General features: G+C 60.7%; 17 protein-coding genes and 1 pseudogene. 14 read left to right on the top strand and 4 right to left on the bottom strand.

Translation table 11 applies throughout. The annotated features are described in order from the left end of the window. Positions 1–157: 157 nt before the first annotated feature. From AACY08_RS23795 to ycaC, 8 genes are all read left to right on the top strand, one after another. Positions 158–1,489, top strand: coding sequence for an amino acid permease (locus tag AACY08_RS23795; RefSeq protein WP_339471660.1), 1,332 nt, complete (start codon positions 158–160; stop codon positions 1,487–1,489). Beyond that, positions 1,473–2,744, top strand: a complete 1,272-nt coding sequence (locus AACY08_RS23800) for an aspartate aminotransferase family protein (RefSeq protein ID WP_339471661.1) — start codon at positions 1,473–1,475, stop codon at positions 2,742–2,744. The genes AACY08_RS23795 and AACY08_RS23800 overlap by 17 nt, the downstream gene beginning before the upstream one ends. 75 nt (positions 2,745–2,819) lie before the next feature. After that, on the top strand, positions 2,820–3,548 hold the full coding sequence (locus AACY08_RS23805; protein WP_339471662.1) for a TetR/AcrR family transcriptional regulator C-terminal domain-containing protein: 729 nt from the start codon (positions 2,820–2,822) through the stop codon (positions 3,546–3,548). A 119-nt stretch (positions 3,549–3,667) separates the two neighbouring features. Then, on the top strand, positions 3,668–5,104 hold the full coding sequence (locus AACY08_RS23810) for an acetoacetate--CoA ligase (RefSeq protein ID WP_339471663.1): 1,437 nt from the start codon (positions 3,668–3,670) through the stop codon (positions 5,102–5,104). A 108-nt stretch (positions 5,105–5,212) separates the two neighbouring features. Then, on the top strand, positions 5,213–5,665 hold the full coding sequence (locus AACY08_RS23815; RefSeq protein WP_339471664.1) for a hypothetical protein: 453 nt from the start codon (positions 5,213–5,215) through the stop codon (positions 5,663–5,665). Continuing rightward, positions 5,662–6,840: a thiolase domain-containing protein gene (locus tag AACY08_RS23820; protein WP_339471665.1), complete on the top strand. Its 1,179-nt coding sequence runs from the start codon at positions 5,662–5,664 to the stop codon at positions 6,838–6,840. The genes AACY08_RS23815 and AACY08_RS23820 overlap by 4 nt, the downstream gene beginning before the upstream one ends. Position 6,841: 1 nt before the next feature. Continuing rightward, entirely contained in the window at positions 6,842–7,228 is a 387-nt protein-coding gene (locus AACY08_RS23825) for a Zn-ribbon domain-containing OB-fold protein (protein ID WP_339471666.1), read from the top strand. 104 nt (positions 7,229–7,332) lie between these two features. Beyond that, complete coding sequence (gene ycaC / locus AACY08_RS23830) at positions 7,333–7,965, top strand: isochorismate family cysteine hydrolase YcaC (RefSeq protein ID WP_049711340.1); 633 nt, start codon at positions 7,333–7,335, stop codon at positions 7,963–7,965. A 96-nt stretch (positions 7,966–8,061) separates the two neighbouring features. Here the strand turns inward: ycaC and AACY08_RS23835 are convergent, their stop codons facing one another. Further along, the gene (locus AACY08_RS23835) at positions 8,062–9,093 is read right to left on the bottom strand and encodes a PDDEXK nuclease domain-containing protein (RefSeq protein ID WP_339471667.1); all 1,032 of its coding nucleotides are present in this window, start codon (positions 9,091–9,093) and stop codon (positions 8,062–8,064) included. A 201-nt stretch (positions 9,094–9,294) separates the two neighbouring features. Here AACY08_RS23835 and AACY08_RS23840 point away from each other — a divergent pair, with 201 nt between their 5' ends. The 6 genes from AACY08_RS23840 (at position 9,295) to AACY08_RS23865 (ending at position 15,507) form a co-directional block, all read left to right on the top strand. Continuing rightward, positions 9,295–9,939, top strand: a complete 645-nt coding sequence (locus tag AACY08_RS23840) for an NAD(P)H-dependent oxidoreductase (RefSeq protein ID WP_339471668.1) — start codon at positions 9,295–9,297, stop codon at positions 9,937–9,939. Further along, positions 9,878–10,255, top strand: a complete 378-nt coding sequence (locus tag AACY08_RS23845; RefSeq protein WP_339471669.1) for a MerR family transcriptional regulator — start codon at positions 9,878–9,880, stop codon at positions 10,253–10,255. The genes AACY08_RS23840 and AACY08_RS23845 overlap by 62 nt, the downstream gene beginning before the upstream one ends. A 125-nt stretch (positions 10,256–10,380) precedes the next feature. Then, the gene (locus AACY08_RS23850) at positions 10,381–10,623 is read left to right on the top strand and encodes an exodeoxyribonuclease VII small subunit (RefSeq protein ID WP_003176346.1); all 243 of its coding nucleotides are present in this window, start codon (positions 10,381–10,383) and stop codon (positions 10,621–10,623) included. After that, entirely contained in the window at positions 10,620–11,507 is an 888-nt protein-coding gene (gene ispA, locus AACY08_RS23855) for a (2E,6E)-farnesyl diphosphate synthase (RefSeq protein ID WP_339471670.1), read from the top strand. The genes AACY08_RS23850 and ispA overlap by 4 nt, the downstream gene beginning before the upstream one ends. Positions 11,508–11,618: 111 nt before the next feature. Further along, positions 11,619–13,517, top strand: coding sequence for a 1-deoxy-D-xylulose-5-phosphate synthase (gene dxs / locus AACY08_RS23860; protein ID WP_339416981.1), 1,899 nt, complete (start codon positions 11,619–11,621; stop codon positions 13,515–13,517). A gap of 94 nt (positions 13,518–13,611) precedes the next feature. After that, positions 13,612–15,507 (top strand): TonB-dependent receptor domain-containing protein, encoded by a 1,896-nt coding sequence (locus tag AACY08_RS23865; protein WP_339471671.1) that lies wholly within the window; start codon positions 13,612–13,614, stop codon positions 15,505–15,507. Positions 15,508–15,518: 11 nt separating this feature from the next. On the opposite strand, the pseudogene AACY08_RS23870 reads toward AACY08_RS23865, so the two are convergent. The 3 genes and pseudogenes from AACY08_RS23870 to ribA form a co-directional block, all read right to left on the bottom strand. Beyond that, positions 15,519–16,304 (bottom strand): annotated as a pseudogene (locus AACY08_RS23870) (cobalamin-binding protein); the annotation flags it as partial. Further along, positions 16,301–16,720 carry an MFS transporter gene (locus AACY08_RS23875; RefSeq protein ID WP_339471674.1) on the bottom strand — a complete coding sequence of 140 codons (420 nt, stop codon included), beginning with the start codon at positions 16,718–16,720 and terminating at the stop codon, positions 16,301–16,303. The gene AACY08_RS23875 and the pseudogene AACY08_RS23870, both read right to left, overlap by 4 nt. After that, a complete protein-coding gene (gene ribA / locus AACY08_RS23880) occupies positions 16,717–17,334 on the bottom strand; it encodes a GTP cyclohydrolase II (protein ID WP_339471676.1) in 618 nt (205 codons plus the stop codon). Before ribA ends, AACY08_RS23875 begins: the two co-directional genes overlap by 4 nt. Between the last annotated feature and the right edge of the window lie 44 nt (positions 17,335–17,378).

Consider the following 17,378-nt stretch of genomic DNA (forward strand, 5'->3'; position numbering starts at 1 on the left):
AAAACCTGCTTATTGCACAGCGTACAATAAAACCGGTTCAAGCCGGGCTCGCCCTCAACCACTGCTGCGTAATGCAGCCTGGGGAATGCTGATGTCTACAACACCGCTTCACTCTTCCAACCATGGCTTGGCGCGATCGCTCAAGGAGCGCCACGTCATGTTGATCGCTATCGGCGGCATTATCGGGGCCGGGTTGTTTTTGGGGTCGGGCAAGGCGATTGCCACGGCGGGGCCGGCGCTGTTGCTGGCGTATGCGTTGTGTGGAGGGATGGTTTATCTGATTGCGCGGGCGCTGGGGGAGTTGTCGTTGTATCGACCCAGCAGTGGGTCGTTTGCAACGTACGCGGAGGAGTTTTTGGGGCCGCGGGTGGCGTTTATCACGGGGTGGTCGTATTGGATGATCTGGATTCTGGTCGGGGTGCTGGAGGTGACCGGGATTGGTTTGTTGATGAAGTATTGGTACCCGGAGTTGCCGCAGTGGATTCCCGCGTTGGTCACTGTCGGCGTGTTGATGGTGATCAATCTGTTTGCGGTGAAGACGTTTGGTGAGGTGGAGTTCTGGCTGGCGTTGATCAAGGTGTTGACGATTGTCGGGCTGATTGGGGCGGGGTTGGTGATTTTGTTGTTTGGGTTGGAGACGTCTGCGCAGACGACACCCTCAGTCGCGAATCTCTGGCAGCACGGTGGGTTTTTTCCGAATGGCTGGCATGGCTTCTGGTTCGCGGTGCCTGTCGCCGCGTTTACCTTTGCCGGGGTCGAGGTGATTGGTTTGGTGGCGGCGGAAACAGCGGAGCCGCAGCGCACCTTGCCACGAGCGATCAATAGCATCCTGTGGCGCATGGCGATTTTTTACCTGGGGTCGACCGCTGTGATCATGGCGCTGTACCCGTGGAACCAGATCGACACCTCGCAAAGCCCGTTTGTGATGGTGTTCGACAGTATTGGGCTGGGTGTGGCGGCCGGATTTATCAATTTCGTGGTGATCAGCGCGCTGGCGTCCTCGTGTAATACCGGACTGTTTGCCACCAGCCGCATGTTGTTTGCACTGTCGCATATCAGGCAGGCGCCGCGTCAGTTGCAGGTGTTGAGCGCGCAACAGGTGCCGGCCCGTTGCTTGATGGTGTCGACCGCCATTTTGCTAGTGGGGGTGCTGCTGAATTATTTGATCCCGGAGAGCATTTTCAGCCTGTTGATCACGGGAATCCTGGGCCTGTTGATTTGGGTGTGGATGGTGATCATCACCGCGCATATGGCCTATCGCCGTAAGGTGCAGCGCAGCGAGCTGGCAGAAGTGGATTACCGCCTGCCCTGGCCCAAGGTCAGCAGCGTGCTGGTGCTGGGTTACCTGGGCGTGCTGACGGTGTTGGTGATCCGCGACCCGGAAACGCGCGCGGCGTTTTACGTGGCGGCGGCGTGGTTTGGCTTATTGATGCTGGTGTATCCGAAACGTACTGCGTCGAAGGGGGTGAGTGATGCCTGGCAAGCTTGAGTTGGAGCGTTGCATTCAACGGTACATCCTGGCCAATCCCAAGAGTGCGCGCCAGCTGGAGTGGGCCGCGCAGGTGATGCCCGGCGGCAACACGCGCTCGGTGCTGTTTTATCAGCCGTTTCCGTTGGTGATGACAGGCGGCAACGGGTGTTTTCTCGATGATCTGGATGGGCACCGCTACGTCGATTTTCTCGCGGAATACACGGCAGCGCTGTATGGACACTCCCATCCGGTGATCACCCATGCGCTGACAAAGGCGATGGCGAATGGGCTGAACCTGAGCGCCCATACGGAATGTGAGGCGCGGCTGGCGACGCTGATTGTGGAGCGCTTCAGCTGCATCGAGCAGGTGCGGTTTACCAACTCCGGCACCGAGGCGAATCTTCTCGCGCTGGCGGCGGCGAAGGCCTACACCGGGCGCAGCGCAGTCATCGCGTTCAACGGCGGTTATCACGGCGGTGTGTTGAGTTTTGCCGGGACAAGCACGGCGATGAATGTGCCGCATCGGGTCTACTTGGCCGACTACAACGACCTGGACAGCGTCGAGCGTTTGTTGCATGAGCATGTCGACATTGCGGCCATCCTGGTGGAGCCGATGCTGGGTGCGGGCGGGTGTATCTGTGCCGAGCCGGGTTTTCTCGAAGGGTTGCGCAGAAGGAGCCACGCCCATGGCACGCTGCTGATCTTCGATGAGGTGATGACCTCGCGCCTGGCCCCCGGCGGCCTGCAGGAAAAGCTCGGCATCACCCCGGACCTGATCACGCTGGGCAAATACCTCGGCGGTGGCATGCCGTGCGGCGCGCTCGGTGGGCGGCGGGACATCCTCGCGCAGTTTGACCCGCGCCATGGATGCCTGTCCCATGCGGGCACGTTCAATAACAATGTGCTGACCATGGCGGCGGGCATCGCCGGACTGGAGCAGGTGTACACCCGCGAAGCAGCGTTGGAACTGAATGCCCGTGGCGACAGGTTGCGCGGCCAGCTCAATGAGGTGCTGGCGCCCATGCCGATGCAATTTACCGGGCAAGGATCGGTGATGAATCTGCATCCCACGGGCTTACCGATTCGTCGTCCTTCAGATATTCCAACGGAGCGAAACGACCTGCGCGACCTGTTCTTTTTTCACCTGCTCGAATGTGGGATCTACAGCGCGCGGCGCGGGTTGTTTGCGCTGAGTTTGCCGCTGACTGACCGCGAGCTGAGCCGACTGGTCACAGCCACGCAAGCGTTCGTCGAGCGCTACGGAGGGGATTGACGGCTATTGCGCAAGAGCGACAGCGAATCGGTGAACCGCTATCCTTTCGCCGTCGCTCAACCGGAACCCACAATAATGACCAGCAAAACCGCAAACCCACGAGGCAGGCGTAAAAAAACCGCTGGCGAAGATGCAAAGAGCCCACTGAACAAAGACGCGATCATCACCGCCGCCCTGACGCTGATCGATCGCGAAGGCCTGGACAAATGCAGCCTGCGCAACCTGGCCAGCAGCCTGGGTGTGTACCCGACGGCCATCTATTGGTACGTCTCATCACGCGAGTTGTTGTTGAGTGAAGTGCTGGCCAAAGTCCTGGAACACGTTGCGCCAGCGCCTCAGGAGCGCTGGCAGGACTACCTGCGTGCGGCGATGGTCAACTGCCATGATGCCGTGCACCAGCATCCGAACATCGCGCCGTTGTTGGGCTCGCAATTGGTGTCCAACGCCAGCACCGACTTCACGTTGGTCGAGGGTGTGTTGGCAGCACTGCAACAAGCGGGTTTCAGCGGCCCTTCCCTGGCCGCCGCCTACAATACGTTTATCGCTGCGCTTGCCGGTTTCACGACGCTGGAGTACGCGCCATTGCCGGATAACACCGAGGCATGGCAATGCCAAGTGCAGGAGAAGCTGAGGGCCGTCGACGCAGAACAGCACCCCACTCTCGCGCAGAATATGGACCAACTGAGCAATCGCGGTTTCAGCCTGCGCTGGCAAAATGGCGTGCACGCCGCGCTGGATGAGAGCTTCACGTTCTACGTCGACACCCTCCTCTGCGGCCTGGAAACCCTGGCTGCCCGCCGCTGAAAATTCGCACAGCAAAACCAGACACGCCACTAATTGTACGACGTACAATTTATCGCTACAGTCCGCCACGCAAGAGCACCCCATGACCCGAATAACAACAATGTCAGAGGTCTTTTATCGTGGCGACTGCATTCAACGACGTGGCCCAGGGGCAACTGCTCTGGCAGCCCTCCCCTGAGCTTCTTCAACACGCTTGCCTCACTCATTACCTGAATTGGCTGAAGCACGAACGCCAGCTCAGATTCGCCGATTACCACGGGTTATGGCAGTGGTCCGTCGATAAGCCGGAGGCGTTCTGGCAATCGATCTGGGATCATTTTCACATTCAGGCCAGCAGCCCTCACCAGGCAGTGCCGGGTGACCGTGCGATGCCCGGTGCGCACTGGTTTCCCGGCGCGCGACTGAATTTTGCCGAACACATTCTGCGCAATGAACGCGAAGGCGACGCGCTGCTCTACCAGAGTGAAACGGCTGCCTTGCAAGGCCTGCCATGGAGTGACTTCGCCCGTCAGGTTCGCACCCTGGCGACCTACCTACGGGAAGTGGGAGTGGTGCCGGGTGATCGAGTGGTGGCTTATTTGCCAAATGTTCCCGAGGCGATGATTGCGCTGTGTGCATGTGCAGCCATCGGCGCGGTCTGGGCCAGTTGCTCGCCGGATTTCGGTGCGCAGGGCGTGCTGGACCGGGTGCGGCAATTGTCGCCAAAGGTGCTATTGGCGGTAGACGGTTATCGCTATGGCGGTAAGGCGTTTGATCGACGCGAACAGGTCCGGCACATTGCCCGCGAGCTGGGCAGTATCGAGCACGTCATCGTGCTGCCAGCGCTGTTTCCCGATGAACCGCTGACGTTTGCCAACGCCATCGACTGGCGCGCCTTGCTCCTGCGTCCTACCGTGCCCGCAGCCGATTTCCACTGCGAACAATTGCCCTTCGATCATCCGTTATGGGTGCTGTTTTCTTCCGGCACGACTGGCTTGCCCAAAGCCATCGTACACAGCCATGGTGGGATACTTCTGGAGCAACTGAAGGCACTGCATCTACACCTGGATTTTCGCCCCGGTGATGCAGCATTCATCTTCACCACCACCGGCTGGATGATGTGGAACACCTTGTTCAGCGCCCTGCTCTGCGGAGTACGGCCAGTGCTCTATGACGGCCATCCGACCTGGCCGAACATCGATACGCTGTGGCAGATCGTGCAGGACAGCCGCGCCAGCTTTTTCGGCACCAGCCCCACCTATATCGAGTTGATGAAACGCTACGACGTAGTGCCCCGTGAGCGCTTTGAACTGGGCGCGCTGCGCACCGTGATGCCGGTGGGCTCGCCGGTTTCGCCGCAATGCAATGCCTGGTTTTACCGCAACCTCAAAACGGATATCTGGGTGACCACAGGCAGCGGGGGCACGGACATTTGCACGGGGCTGGTAAGCGGCGTGCCGACGCTGCCGGTGTATGCCGGTGAGATCCAGGCGCGCGCCCTGGGTGTGGCGGTTTATGCGTTTGATGAAAATGGTCAGGCGGTGGTTGAACAGGTTGGCGAGCTGGTGGTGACGTAGCCCATACCGTCAATGCCGGTGTACTTTTGGGATGACACTGGGGGCGAGCGCTACCGCGAAAGCTATTTCCACCCCTGGCCAGGGGTGTGGCGCCATGGGGATTTTTTCTTGCTCAATGCCCGCGGCGGTTGCCAGGTGCTGGGGCGTTCGGACGCCACGCTGAACCGCTTTGGGGTGCGGATCGGTACGGCAGAAATCTACCGGGCATTGGAGCCCATCGCAGAAATCGACGATGCGCTGATCGTGAATCTGGACCTGCCCGAAGGCGGTTTTTTCATGCCGCTGTTTGTCCAACTGCGTCATGGCGCGGTGCTGGACGACGCCTTGCAGCAGCGCGTGCGTGAATGCCTGCGCCAGGCGTGCACGCCCCGGCATGTACCGGACCAGATCCTCGCGGTGCCGCTGATTCCCCTGACGCTGACCGGTAAAAAAATGGAAGTGCCGGTGCGCCGAATCCTGATGGGACACGACCCGCAAAACGTCGCCAACCTCAGCGCCATGCGCGATCCGCAGGCGCTGGCGTTTTTCATCGAGTACGCCCGCCGGAGTCGTCAATCATGAAGGGCAAAGCCTTTATCGTCGGTGCCTATGAACATCCCACACGGCATGCGGTGGACCGCTCCCTCGCGCAATTGCACGCGGACGTGGCCCGCGGCGCCCTAGCGGATGCAGGGTTGAGCCTCAGCGATGTGGACGGCTACTTTTGCGCCGGCGACGTACCCGGTTGGGATGCACCGGGCGTGGGGCCTTTTTCCATGGTCGAGTACCTGGGCATTCATCCTCGGCACTTGGAGACCACAGAAAGTTGGGGTTCGTCCTACCTGCATCATGTCGCCCAGGCTACGCGCGCGATTGCCGACGGGCGCTGCACCGTTGCCCTGATCACCCAAGCCGGACGCCCGCGTGCCAGGCGCCAACGGCCGGACGCCAACCACCTCGATCAGCCCCAAACCACCTGCGAGGGCCCCTTTGAAATGCCCTACGGCGCCGCCGTGACCAACCTGTACGCGATGTGCGCGATGCGCCATCAGTACGAGCACGGTACCACCGCCGAGCAACTGGCCTGGATCAAAGTCGCAGCGTCGCACCATGCCCAGCACAACCCCCTGGCGATGTTGCGCAACATAGTGACGGTGGACGATGTGCTGAACTCACCGCTGATCGCCGCCCCATTGCGACGCTTGGATTGTTGTGTGATCAGCGACGGCGGTGGCGCGTTGGTGGTGGTTCATCCGGCCATTGCACGGGCACTCAAGCGGCCGCTGATTACACCCATCGGTGCAGGTTACTCAATCAGTCATCTGAACGGCGGCTACTTCGACCTGCTGGCGTCGGGCGCGGTGAAGTCTGGCGCCGATGCATTCGCCGAGGCACGGCTCAAACCCAGTGACATCCGCTACGCCTCGCTGTACGACAGCTTCACCATCACCGTATTGATCCAGCTGGAAAACCTCGGCTTCTGCCCCCCCGGCGAGGGCGGCGCTTTCGTTGCCGACGGTAAATTGATCAGCGGCGTGGGCCCGTTGGCGATCAATACCGACGGTGGTGGGCTGTGCAACAACCACCCCGGCAATCGCGGCGGCATGGCCAGGCTGATAGAGGCCGTGCGTCAGTTACGTGGCGAGGCACACCCAGCGGTGCAACGGCCTGACTGCGCGCTGGCCCTGGCCCACGGCACCGGTGGATTGCTGGGCTCAAGGCATGGCAGCGCTACTCTCATTCTGGAGCGACTCTGATATGCACCTGACATCACCGCACATCACCCCCGAAAGCGCACCGTTCTGGGAAGCGGCCAACCGGGAGCAACTGCTGCTGCGCCGCTGCCTCGACACTGGCAAGGCCTTTTTCTACCCCCGCGACCACAGCCCTTTTACCGGCAGTGCGGCCACCGACTGGATCGTCGCCAGCGGCAACGCCACCTTGTACAGCTTCAGCTACAGCGGGCGAGACGATGAAGCGTATTGCATCGCCTACGTAACGCTCGACGAGGGACCGACAATGTTGTCCGTCATCGAGTGCGAGGACAGGCAACAGCTGCATATCGGGCAACGGCTTGAGGTGACCTTCGCGCCGACGCCCAATGGGCAAAAAATACCCATCTTTAGATTGTCTCTTAAAGGTTGACAGTCAGACACACCGCAGCCGATTTATCCCCCGTCACCCCCCCATTAATCTGTGCCCATGTTGAACGCAACGCCAAACCCACTTAAACAAAAAAGGATTCAACCATGAGCACGCCAACCTACAACCGCTTGAACAAAGACGACGCCGTAGTGCTGCTGGTCGACCACCAGACCGGCCTGATCTCCCTGGTGCAAGACTTCTCCCCTAACGAGTTCAAGAACAACGTGCTCGCCTTGGCGGACCTGGCCAAGTTCTTCAACCTGCCGACCATCCTCACCACCAGCTTCGAGCAAGGCCCCAACGGCCCGCTGGTGCCGGAGCTGAAAGAAATGTTCCCGGACGCGCCGTACATCGCTCGCCCTGGCCAGATCAATGCATGGGACAACGAAGACTTCGTCAAGGCGATCAAGGCCACCGGCCGCAAGCAGATCATCATTGCCGGCGTGGTCACGGATGTGTGCGTCGCGTTCCCAACCTTGTCGGCACTGGCGGAAGGCTTTGATGTGTTTGTGGTGACTGATGCCTCGGGCACGTTCAACACCACAGTGCAGCAGGCGGCGTGGAGCCGGATGACCCAAGCCGGTGCGCAGATGATGAACTGGTTCTCGGTGGCCTGTGAGCTGCATCGCGACTGGCGCAACGATATCGAAGGCCTGGGCAATCTGTTGTCCCAGCGTATTCCGAACTACCGCAACTTGATGAATGGTTACTCGGCGCTGACGGCGCGCAAGGACTAAGCCAACCGTTTCACTCAACACAAGCCTGCCCTGAAAAGCAGGCTTTTTTTATTCGCTAAAACAACGTCCCCACCCGTATTTGGCCTATCACGCACTCTAATCCGCCAGCTCGCGCTCGATCTGCTCAATGCTAGGCAAAACCGTTTGCAGCTCCGCGGGCAGCGACTCAACCAGTTGATATTCAGCCACACCCGTCGGTCGGTTGTTGTCGCGCAATGCATATTCGGCGACGACTTCGTTCTTGCTCTTGCACAGCAGCAGGCCAATCGTTGGTCCGTCTTGCGGGTGTTTGAGCTGGGCATCGACGGCCGCAAGATAAAAGCTCAACTGCCCCAGATGCTCGGGTTTGAACTTGCCCGCTTTCAGTTCGATCACCACGTAGCAGCGCAGCTTCAGGTGATAGAACAACAGGTCAACAAAGAATTCATCGCCCCCAACGTCGAGCAGCACTTGCTGGCCGACGAAGGCAAAACCCGCGCCCAGCTCCAACAGAAAGTCAGTGACGTGTTTGATCAAGGCGTTTTCTATGTCGCGCTCCTGCGCGTCCAAGCCCAGGCTGAGGAAATCAAAACGGTAAGGGTCTTTCAGCGACTCGCGCGCTAAATCGGATTGAGGTTTGGGCAGATGGCTGTCGAAATTGCTGACGGCCTTGCCACTGCGCTCCAGCAATCGGCTTTCGATCTGCATGACCAACGTGTTGCGCGACCAGTTGTGTGCTATCGCCTGGGCGATGTACCAGCGGCGGGTTTCGGGGCCGGGGAGTTTGTCCAGCAACACCACATTATGACCCCAGGGCAATTGTGCAGCAGCCTGTTGCACAAATTCCGAGCTTGGCCATGCCTGCGCGAAAGCACGCATGTATTTAAGATTACGCGGTGAAAAACCCTTCATTTTGGGAAAGGCCGCACGCAAATCCTGGGCAAGACGATCAATCACTTTACTGCCCCAGCCCTGCTCAGCCTGACGGGTCAAAATGTCCTGGCCGATCTGCCAGTAGAGCAGCACGAGTTCTCGGTTTACCGCCAGCGTTGCGCGCTGTTGCGCCGAATGGATGCGGCCTTTCAGGTCAGTCAGCCCGTCGCTGTAACCCGCAGGCGGTTGGGTCAAGCCGATAGCGGTTTCGCTCATGCCGTTGCACTCTTGTGTTTTAAGGCAGGCTAGTCAGGGGCATGTGCTGTCACAAGGGGCCAGGAACGGTTCAGGAAGGGCCTTTCAACGGTTACAGAAACGCCCTGCTGGCCATTGCAGATCGGCGTATTGCCGCCCCACGCTTGACTCTCCCCTATACGGTAACCCTTACCCTGAAAGGCCATGTTCAGGACCTTTCCCATGACCCCGCGCACCCTGGTTATCCTCGGGCACCCCTCCGCCACCAGCTTTTGTTCAGCCCTGGCCGAAACGTACGTCCACGCCGCAAAAGACGCCGGCCATGAGGTGCGCGTCCTACGCTTGGGCGACCTGGCTTTCGACCCTGTCTTGCACAACGGCTACTCCGAGATCCAAGCCTTGGAACCCGACCTGCTCAGCGTACAAGCTGACATCCTTTGGGCCACCCATCTGACGTTCATTTTCCCGATCTGGTGGGGCGGCGTCCCTGCCTTGATGAAAGGTTTTATCGACCGAACTTTCCTGCCCGGCTTTGCCTTCAAATACCGTGCTGGCAAGGCATTCCCTGACAAACTGTTGAAAGGCCGGAGCGCGCACCTATTGGTGACCCTGGACACCCCTGCGTGGTACTACCGCTGGTTCTATCGCATGCCAGCCATCCATCAGATGCGCAAGACCACGCTGGGGTTGTGTGGCATCAAGCCGACCAAGACGTTGCTGTTCGGGCCGGTACTGGGCTCTACTGCAGCGCAGCGGGCCAGGTGGCTGAAACAAACCGGCGCTTTATTGGGAAAAGGGAATTTTCATGTACATCGGCAAAGCCGCGCAGTTGTCGGGCACGACCATCAAGGCAATTCGTCACTATGAGGCGATCGGGCTATTACCTACGCCGCAGCGTCAGGGCCAGTACCGGGTCTATTCGGAGCAAAGCGTTCAGTTGCTGATGTTTATCAAGTGCGCGCAGCAACTGGGCTTCAAGCTCAAGGAGTTGCAGGACATTCTCCGAGGCCATCAAGGCGATGCGTTGCCCTGGGACCGAGCGGACCAGGCTATCGCTGGCAAAAAACAGGAACTGGCCGTGCACATTGCCGAATTGCAGAAGATGCGCATGGGATTGCTGGCATTTGAGGCACAGCTGAAGGATGCACAAGGACAGTGTTTGTCAGTAGCGCAGAGAACCTGACGGCTCATGAGCCGAATAATCCGCTTACTCGGCTCACACACCACGGCATCCTCCCCCGCTCATTTGCCCAGAATCCCCATGTCTGCTAGTGTCGCGCCGGTTTACCGTCTACCGGAATAGCCGCCATGGCCCGCAAAAAAGTTGCACTCGATTTCGAACAATCCCTCGCCGACCTGCAAACCCTGGTCGAGCGTCTGGAGAACGGCGAGTTGTCGCTGGAAGACTCGTTGACAGCGTTTGAGCAAGGCATCGGCCTGACCCGTGACTGCCAGAGTGCTTTGGCGCAGGCGGAACAGAAGGTCCAGGTATTGCTGGAACGTGACGGGGAGTTGGCCGAAGAGCCTTTCGATGCGGAACAGCCCGAATGATCGACGCGTATCAGGCCAGTAGCCAAGCCCGGGTCAATGCGGCGTTGGAACCCTTGTTTGTTGCGCCAAGCCCCGAACTCAAGCGTCTTTACGAAGCCATGGGCTACAGCGTGATGAATGGCGGCAAGCGCGTGCGCCCCTTGCTGGCCTATGCGGCCTGTGAAGCCTTGGGCGCGCCGGCCGAACAGGCGAATGGCGCGGCGTGTGCGGTGGAGTTGATTCACGCCTATTCGTTGGTGCATGACGATTTGCCGGCGATGGACGACGACGATTTGCGTCGCGGCCAGCCGACCACCCACAAAGCGTTTGATGAAGCCTGCGCGATCCTCGCCGGTGACGGCCTGCAAAGCCTGGCGTTCAGCGCACTGCTGGACCCGGCGCTGAGCAGCGTCAACGCCGACATCCGTCTGCGTATGGTGACCGCCCTGGCCGTGGCTGCAGGCCCCGCCGGTATGGTCGGAGGCCAAGCTATCGACCTCGGTTCGGTAGGCCAGAAGCTTGATCAACACGCTTTGGAATACATGCACCGGCACAAGACCGGCGCCTTGATCGAAGCCGCCGTGCACTTGGGCGCCCTGGCCAGTGGGCGGGCCGAAGCCCCTCAATTGGCGGCGCTGAAGACCTACGCGCTGGCCGTCGGCCTGGCGTTCCAGGTGCAGGACGACATTCTCGACGTAGAAAGTGACACCGCCACCCTGGGCAAACGCCAAGGCGCTGATATCGCACGGGACAAACCGACGTATCCTGCGCTGCTCGGGCTGGAATCGGCCAAGGTTTATGCCTTGGAACTGCGCGACCAGGCCCTGGACGCCCTGCGACCTTTCGACGCGGCGGCCGAGCCACTGCGTGACTTGGCGCGGTATATCGTCGAACGCCGGCACTGATTACAGCGGCCATTTCAGCCGCATATCGGCCAAGTTCGGCGCTCTGCGTGGGCAGTTTGCGATGCTTGAGGTAAACTGCCGCCTCTTCTTATACCTATAACGATTCGCCTGATGCCCACGACGTTTCAAGAGATTCCCCGCAAGCGCCCGTCCACGCCCCTGCTCGACCGTGCTGCCACGCCGGACGGCCTGCGTCGGTTGGGTGAAGCCGAGCTGGAAACCCTGGCCGATGAGTTGCGCCTGGAATTGCTCTACACGGTCGGCCAGACCGGTGGGCATTTTGGTGCTGGCCTGGGCGTCATCGAGCTGACCATCGCCCTGCATTACGTGTTCGACACCCCGGACGACCGGCTGGTGTGGGACGTGGGCCATCAGGCGTATCCGCATAAAATCCTTACGGGTCGCCGCGAGCAAATGGGCACCCTGCGCCAGAAGGACGGCGTTGCTGCCTTCCCGCGTCGCTCCGAGAGCGAGTACGACACCTTTGGCGTCGGCCATTCCAGCACCTCCATCAGTGCAGCGCTGGGCATGGCGATTGCCGCCCGTCTGCAAGGCAGCGATCGCAAGGCGATTGCCGTGATTGGTGATGGCGCGCTGACTGCCGGCATGGCCTTCGAAGCGCTGAACCATGCGCCGGAAGTGGACGCCAACATGCTGGTGATCCTCAACGACAACGACATGTCGATCTCGCGCAATGTCGGGGGCCTGTCCAACTACCTGGCAAAAATCCTCTCCAGCCGTACCTACGCCAGCATGCGCGAAGGCAGCAAGAAGGTGCTCTCGCGTCTTCCCGGTGCGTGGGAAATTGCCCGGCGCACCGAAGAATATGCCAAGGGCATGCTGGTTCCCGGCACCCTGTTCGAAGAGCTGGGCTGGAACTACATCGGCCCTATCGACGGCCACGACCTGCCGACCCTGATCGCCACGCTGCGCAACATGCGTGACCTCAAGGGCCCGCAGTTCCTGCACATCGTCACCAAGAAAGGCAAAGGCTTTGCCCCGGCAGAAGTCGACCCGATCGGCTATCACGCAATCACCAAGCTGGAGCCGCTGGACGCCCCCGCCGCTGCGCCGAAAAAAGCCAGCGGGCCTAAGTATTCCGGTGTGTTTGGCGAATGGCTGTGCGACATGGCCGCCGCCGACCCGCGCCTGGTGGGCATTACACCGGCGATGAAGGAAGGCTCCGACCTGGTGGCGTTCAGCGAACGGTTCCCGCTGCGTTACTTTGACGTGGCGATTGCCGAGCAGCACGCAGTGACATTCGCCGCCGGCATGGCCTGTGAAGGCGCCAAGCCGGTGGTAGCTATCTACTCGACGTTCCTGCAACGCGGTTATGACCAACTGGTGCATGACGTGGCGGTGCAGAACCTCGACGTGCTGTTTGCCATCGACCGCGCCGGCTTGGTCGGCGAAGACGGCCCGACCCACGCGGGCAGCTTCGACTTGTCCTACTTGCGTTGCATCCCCGGCATGCTGGTGATGACGCCGAGCGACGAAAACGAATTGCGCAAGATGCTCAGCACCGGCCATCTGTACAACGGCCCGGCGGCCGTGCGTTACCCGCGCGGCAATGGCCCGAATGCCGTGATCGAAAAGGACCTGGAGCCGATCGAGATCGGCAAAGGCATCGTGCGTCGCCAGGGCAGCAAGACCGCGTTCCTGGTGTTCGGCGTGCAGCTGGCCGAGGCCCTGAAAGTCGCCGAGAAGATCGACGCGACCGTGGTCGACATGCGTTTCGTCAAACCACTGGATGAAGCCTTGGTGCGCGAGATCGCCGGTAGCCACGAGCTGCTGGTGACGGTTGAAGAAAACGCCATCATGGGCGGCGCCGGTGCGGCGATCAGCGAATGCCTGGCGCGGGAGAACATCCTCAAGTCGGTGCTGCACCTGGGCTTGCCGGATGTATACGTTGAGCATGCCAAGCCGGCGCAGATGCTGGCGGAGTGCGGGTTGGATGAGGCCGGGATCGAGGCTTCGGTGCGCGAGCGCATGGCGCTATTGGGCCTCTAACCCAATCTCCAGGCTGAAACCGGGACTAGAATGTGGGAGCGAGCAAGCCGCTCCCAGATTGGTTTTGTGTCAATTTGATAGCCATGGACCGCCCATGAGTCGCCTTCGCCTCGCCCTGCCCTTGCTGCTTCTAGCCTCCCCGGACCTGCTCGCAGACACCCGCGACGACGCCCTGAAACTCCCCAACGTCGTCATCAGCGCCAACCGCCAGGTGCAGGCGCGCAACGACAGCAGCGCCGCCAACAGCGTGTTTACCCGCGACGACATCGACCGCCTGCAACCCACCAGCCTGACCGACCTGCTCAGCCGCGTTCCTGGCGTGCAAATAGCGCCTACTGGTGGGCGCGGCAGCCTGCCCGGCATCTATATTCGTGGCACCAAATCCGCCCAGAGCCTGGTGCTGGTGGACGGTCAGCGCATCGCCAATAGCACCTCCGGTGACAGCGGCTTGCAGTACCTGAACGTCGACCAGATTGAACGGGTGGAGGTGCTGCGCGGTTCACGCTCGGTGATCTACGGCAGCGATGCAATTGGCGGGGTGATCCAGGTGTTTACCCGGCGTAATACCGGGCAAGGCCTGCAACCACGCCTCAAGTTCGGTTTCGGCAGCAATCAGACCTGGGAGCGCAGCCTTGGCCTGTCCGGCGGTGATGAGCACACCCGTTTCAACCTCGGCGCGAGCCTGGATGAAACCTCGGGTATCAACTCGACGCACACGTCATTCCCAAGCGATGGCGACCACGACGCCTACCGCAACCAGTCACTCAGCCTGAACCTGAGCCATTCTTTCAGCGATGAGCTTGAGGCCGGGTTCAACCTGTTGGATAACCGTGGCAAATCGGAGTACGACAACAGTTTCGGCCGCTACGACGTCGCCACCGGGCAAACGCTTGGGCAAAAGCCCTACACCGACTACACCGTCAGCAGCGCCAGCGGCTATGTCGACGCCAGGCTCAACGAGCGCTGGCAGTCGCGCCTGGAGCTGGGCCATAGCGAGAACCGGGACACCAAGCGCGATACCCTCAGCGATGACTTCAGCGTGTTCAATACGTACCGCGACTCGGTCAACTGGCAGAACGACCTGACGCTGAATGACCAGAACAGCCTGATTCTCGGCGGCGACTGGTACGAAGACCGGTTCCACGGCTCCACCACCTTTACCGAAAACAGCCACTGGAACCGTGCAGCTTTTGTGCAACATCGGTTCCACGGCGACTGGTTTTCCACCGAGTTGGGGGTACGGCGCGACCAGAACCAGCAATTTGGCGGGCAGAACAGCTGGAGCGGCACCGTCACCGTGCCGGTCAACCCCGACAACGACGTGCTGCTGAGCTACAGCGAAGGCTTTCGTGCGCCGACCTTCAACGACCTGTATTACCCGGATACGAAATACAGCAACCCCAACCTGCAGCCCGAAACCTCGAAAAGCTACGCGCTGCAATGGCGCAGCCAGTTGAGCGACAGCACGCGCCTGGAAGCCTCGCTGTACCGCACCGAATTGAGCGATGCGATCATCCTCGACAGTAACAGCAAGCCCCAAAACGTGGCGTCGGCGCGCATCGATGGCGTTGAGGCCGCGCTGAAGCAAGAGCTGTTTGGGTGGCAGGGCAACCTGGGGCTTGCGGTCATCGACCCGCGCGACCGTGACAGCGGCCACACCCTGGCCCGCCGGGCGCGGCGTACGTTGAGCCTGGATCTGGATCGGCAGTTCGACAAACTGGGCGTAGGTGCCAGTTGGCAGGCCATCAGCAGCAGCTATGACGATGAAGACAACACACACCGCCTTGGCGGGTATGCCTTGCTGGGGTTACGCGGCAGTTGGACGTTGAATCGGGAAGTGGCGTTGTCGGTGAAGGTCGATAATCTGTTGGACAAGTCTTATGCACGGGCGCGTTACAGCTATAACGACCCGGGGTTCTTGAACAATCAGGATTACCGTGAAGAAGGCCGGGCTTGGATGATTGGGGTGACTTGGACACCCGAGATCTGAGTTGGCTGTGACAGGTCAGGTGCAATCACCTGGCACAACCTCGCCACCGCCTCCAACATCTGCCCACTGGGCCGCTCCAGGCCTTTGTCCGGCACCACCCGCACCCGCGTCGCCATCGCCGGCCAGACCTTCCAGGCCTCCTTCTGCGCCTGATCCCCCACCAGAATCAGCTCGGGATCACGCTGCAACACCGACTCGATATTCACCTGCGGCGCGGGCAGCGTGAGGTCGTCAAACACATTGCGCGCGCCGCACACACCCAAGGCATCACTGATGATCTGCCCGCCGCCCACGGTGTACAGCGGCGGGTTCCATACTTGGTAGAACACTCGCAACGGCTTGGCCCGCTGATAACGCTGACGCAGTTCAGCCAGGCGCTGGCGCAACTGTGCAGCCAACTGCCGACCGGCTTCAGGCCGACCTAATTGTTCGGCGATGGCCTGCACTTGGGTGGTGAGTTGCTCAAGGCTGTGGGGTTCGGAGACGTACACCGGAATGTTCAGGCGCTGCAACTGCTCACGCTGGGCCGGGCCGACACTGCCGGGCCACAGCAGGATCAGGTCGGGCTTGAGGCTGAGCAGGCGTTCCATGTCCAGTTGGCCATAACGCCCCACCGACGGTACTTGCGCCAAGGCTGCCGGGCGATCGCCGCCGTCGAGCACGCCCACCAGCAGGTCGGCAGCGCCCAGTTCAGCGACGATTTCAGACAGCGATGGCGCCAGGCTGATCACGCGTTCGGCAGCCAACGCCTGGGCACTCGATGCCAGCAGCAGGAACGCCAGCCAGTGACGCCTCATCCCAATTGACGGGGGATGCGGTAGAGGTAAAACAGCACGAGTGTCGATAGCACCAGCAAGAACAGCGGCACTGCTTCAAGGCCGACAAACACCGCCAACGCACCGATCCAGGCTGGCATGGAGGCAATCAGCAACGCCGTGCGCCGACGCGCCGCCAACGTAATCCAGGCAGCCGGTTCTTCGGGGGTATCGAGGGCTTTGGAGGTCGCGATCAACGCATGTTTATAGCCGTTGAAGTAGCGCAGACTGAGGAACATCGAAGCCACACCGGCAATAAAGAACGGCATGGCCAGCACCGGCAGCAAGGACTGGGCCTTACCAAATACCAGGTTGATCACGAACAAAGGGAGCAGCGCCAGCGCCAGGTACTGCCACCAATTGAAGGACAGTCGCCGTTTCACCTGGCCACGAGTCACGCGCGGTCGACCTCGCCCTGGTGCTCGTTGCCCATCATGTGATCGAGCTTGCTGGCCTTGGTGGCCAGGTAGAGCTTGTTATGCGGGTTGTGCCCGGTGTGCAACGGCACGCGCTCGGCAACGGTGATGCCCATTTCGGTCAAGGCTTTGACCTTGCGCGGGTTATTGGTCATCAGGCGCAGGGACTTGACGCCCAGATACTCCAACATCGGCAGGCAGATCGCGTAGTCACGCTGATCAGCGGCGAAGCCCAGGCGCTCGTTGGCCTCCACGGTATCGGCACCGCCATCTTGCAGCTCGTAGGCGCGGATCTTGTTCATCAGGCCAATGCCACGGCCTTCCTGACGCAAGTACAGCAGCACGCCACGGCCTTCACGCGCGATGGCTCGCATAGCCGCTTCGAGTTGCGAGCCGCAGTCGCAACGCTGGCTGAACAGTGCATCGCCGGTCAGGCACTCGGAGTGCAAACGCCCAAGCACCGGCGCGCCATCCGCGATATCGCCCAGGCTAAGCACAACGTGCTCGCGCCCGGTGGCTTCTTCAAGAAAGCCGTTCATGGTGAACGTGGCAAAAGGGGTAGGCAGCTTGGAAGCGGCGACGAAAACGACGGGCACCGTGTGCTCCTGATTTCAGTTTTTACAGAGGCGGCCATTGTAAC

It is taken from the genome of Pseudomonas sp. EL_65y_Pfl1_R83 (assembly GCF_963970695.1).
In the GTDB taxonomy this organism is placed as follows: Bacteria; Pseudomonadota; Gammaproteobacteria; order Pseudomonadales; family Pseudomonadaceae; genus Aquipseudomonas; species Aquipseudomonas tritici.

Coding starts and splice junctions, on each gene's coding strand:
- AACY08_RS23845 (WP_339471669.1), top strand. CDS start 9,878: ATGTACATCGGCAAAGCCGCGCAGTTGTCGGGCACGACCATCAAGGCA.
- dxs (WP_339416981.1), top strand. CDS start 11,619: ATGCCCACGACGTTTCAAGAGATTCCCCGCAAGCGCCCGTCCACGCCC.
- AACY08_RS23800 (WP_339471661.1), top strand. CDS start 1,473: ATGCCTGGCAAGCTTGAGTTGGAGCGTTGCATTCAACGGTACATCCTG.
- ispA (WP_339471670.1), top strand. CDS start 10,620: ATGATCGACGCGTATCAGGCCAGTAGCCAAGCCCGGGTCAATGCGGCG.
- AACY08_RS23865 (WP_339471671.1), top strand. CDS start 13,612: ATGAGTCGCCTTCGCCTCGCCCTGCCCTTGCTGCTTCTAGCCTCCCCG.
- AACY08_RS23820 (WP_339471665.1), top strand. CDS start 5,662: ATGAAGGGCAAAGCCTTTATCGTCGGTGCCTATGAACATCCCACACGG.
- AACY08_RS23850 (WP_003176346.1), top strand. CDS start 10,381: ATGGCCCGCAAAAAAGTTGCACTCGATTTCGAACAATCCCTCGCCGAC.
- AACY08_RS23805 (WP_339471662.1), top strand. CDS start 2,820: ATGACCAGCAAAACCGCAAACCCACGAGGCAGGCGTAAAAAAACCGCT.
- ycaC (WP_049711340.1), top strand. CDS start 7,333: ATGAGCACGCCAACCTACAACCGCTTGAACAAAGACGACGCCGTAGTG.
- AACY08_RS23825 (WP_339471666.1), top strand. CDS start 6,842: ATGCACCTGACATCACCGCACATCACCCCCGAAAGCGCACCGTTCTGG.
- AACY08_RS23795 (WP_339471660.1), top strand. CDS start 158: ATGTTGATCGCTATCGGCGGCATTATCGGGGCCGGGTTGTTTTTGGGG.
- AACY08_RS23835 (WP_339471667.1), bottom strand. CDS start 9,093: ATGAGCGAAACCGCTATCGGCTTGACCCAACCGCCTGCGGGTTACAGC.
- AACY08_RS23840 (WP_339471668.1), top strand. CDS start 9,295: ATGACCCCGCGCACCCTGGTTATCCTCGGGCACCCCTCCGCCACCAGC.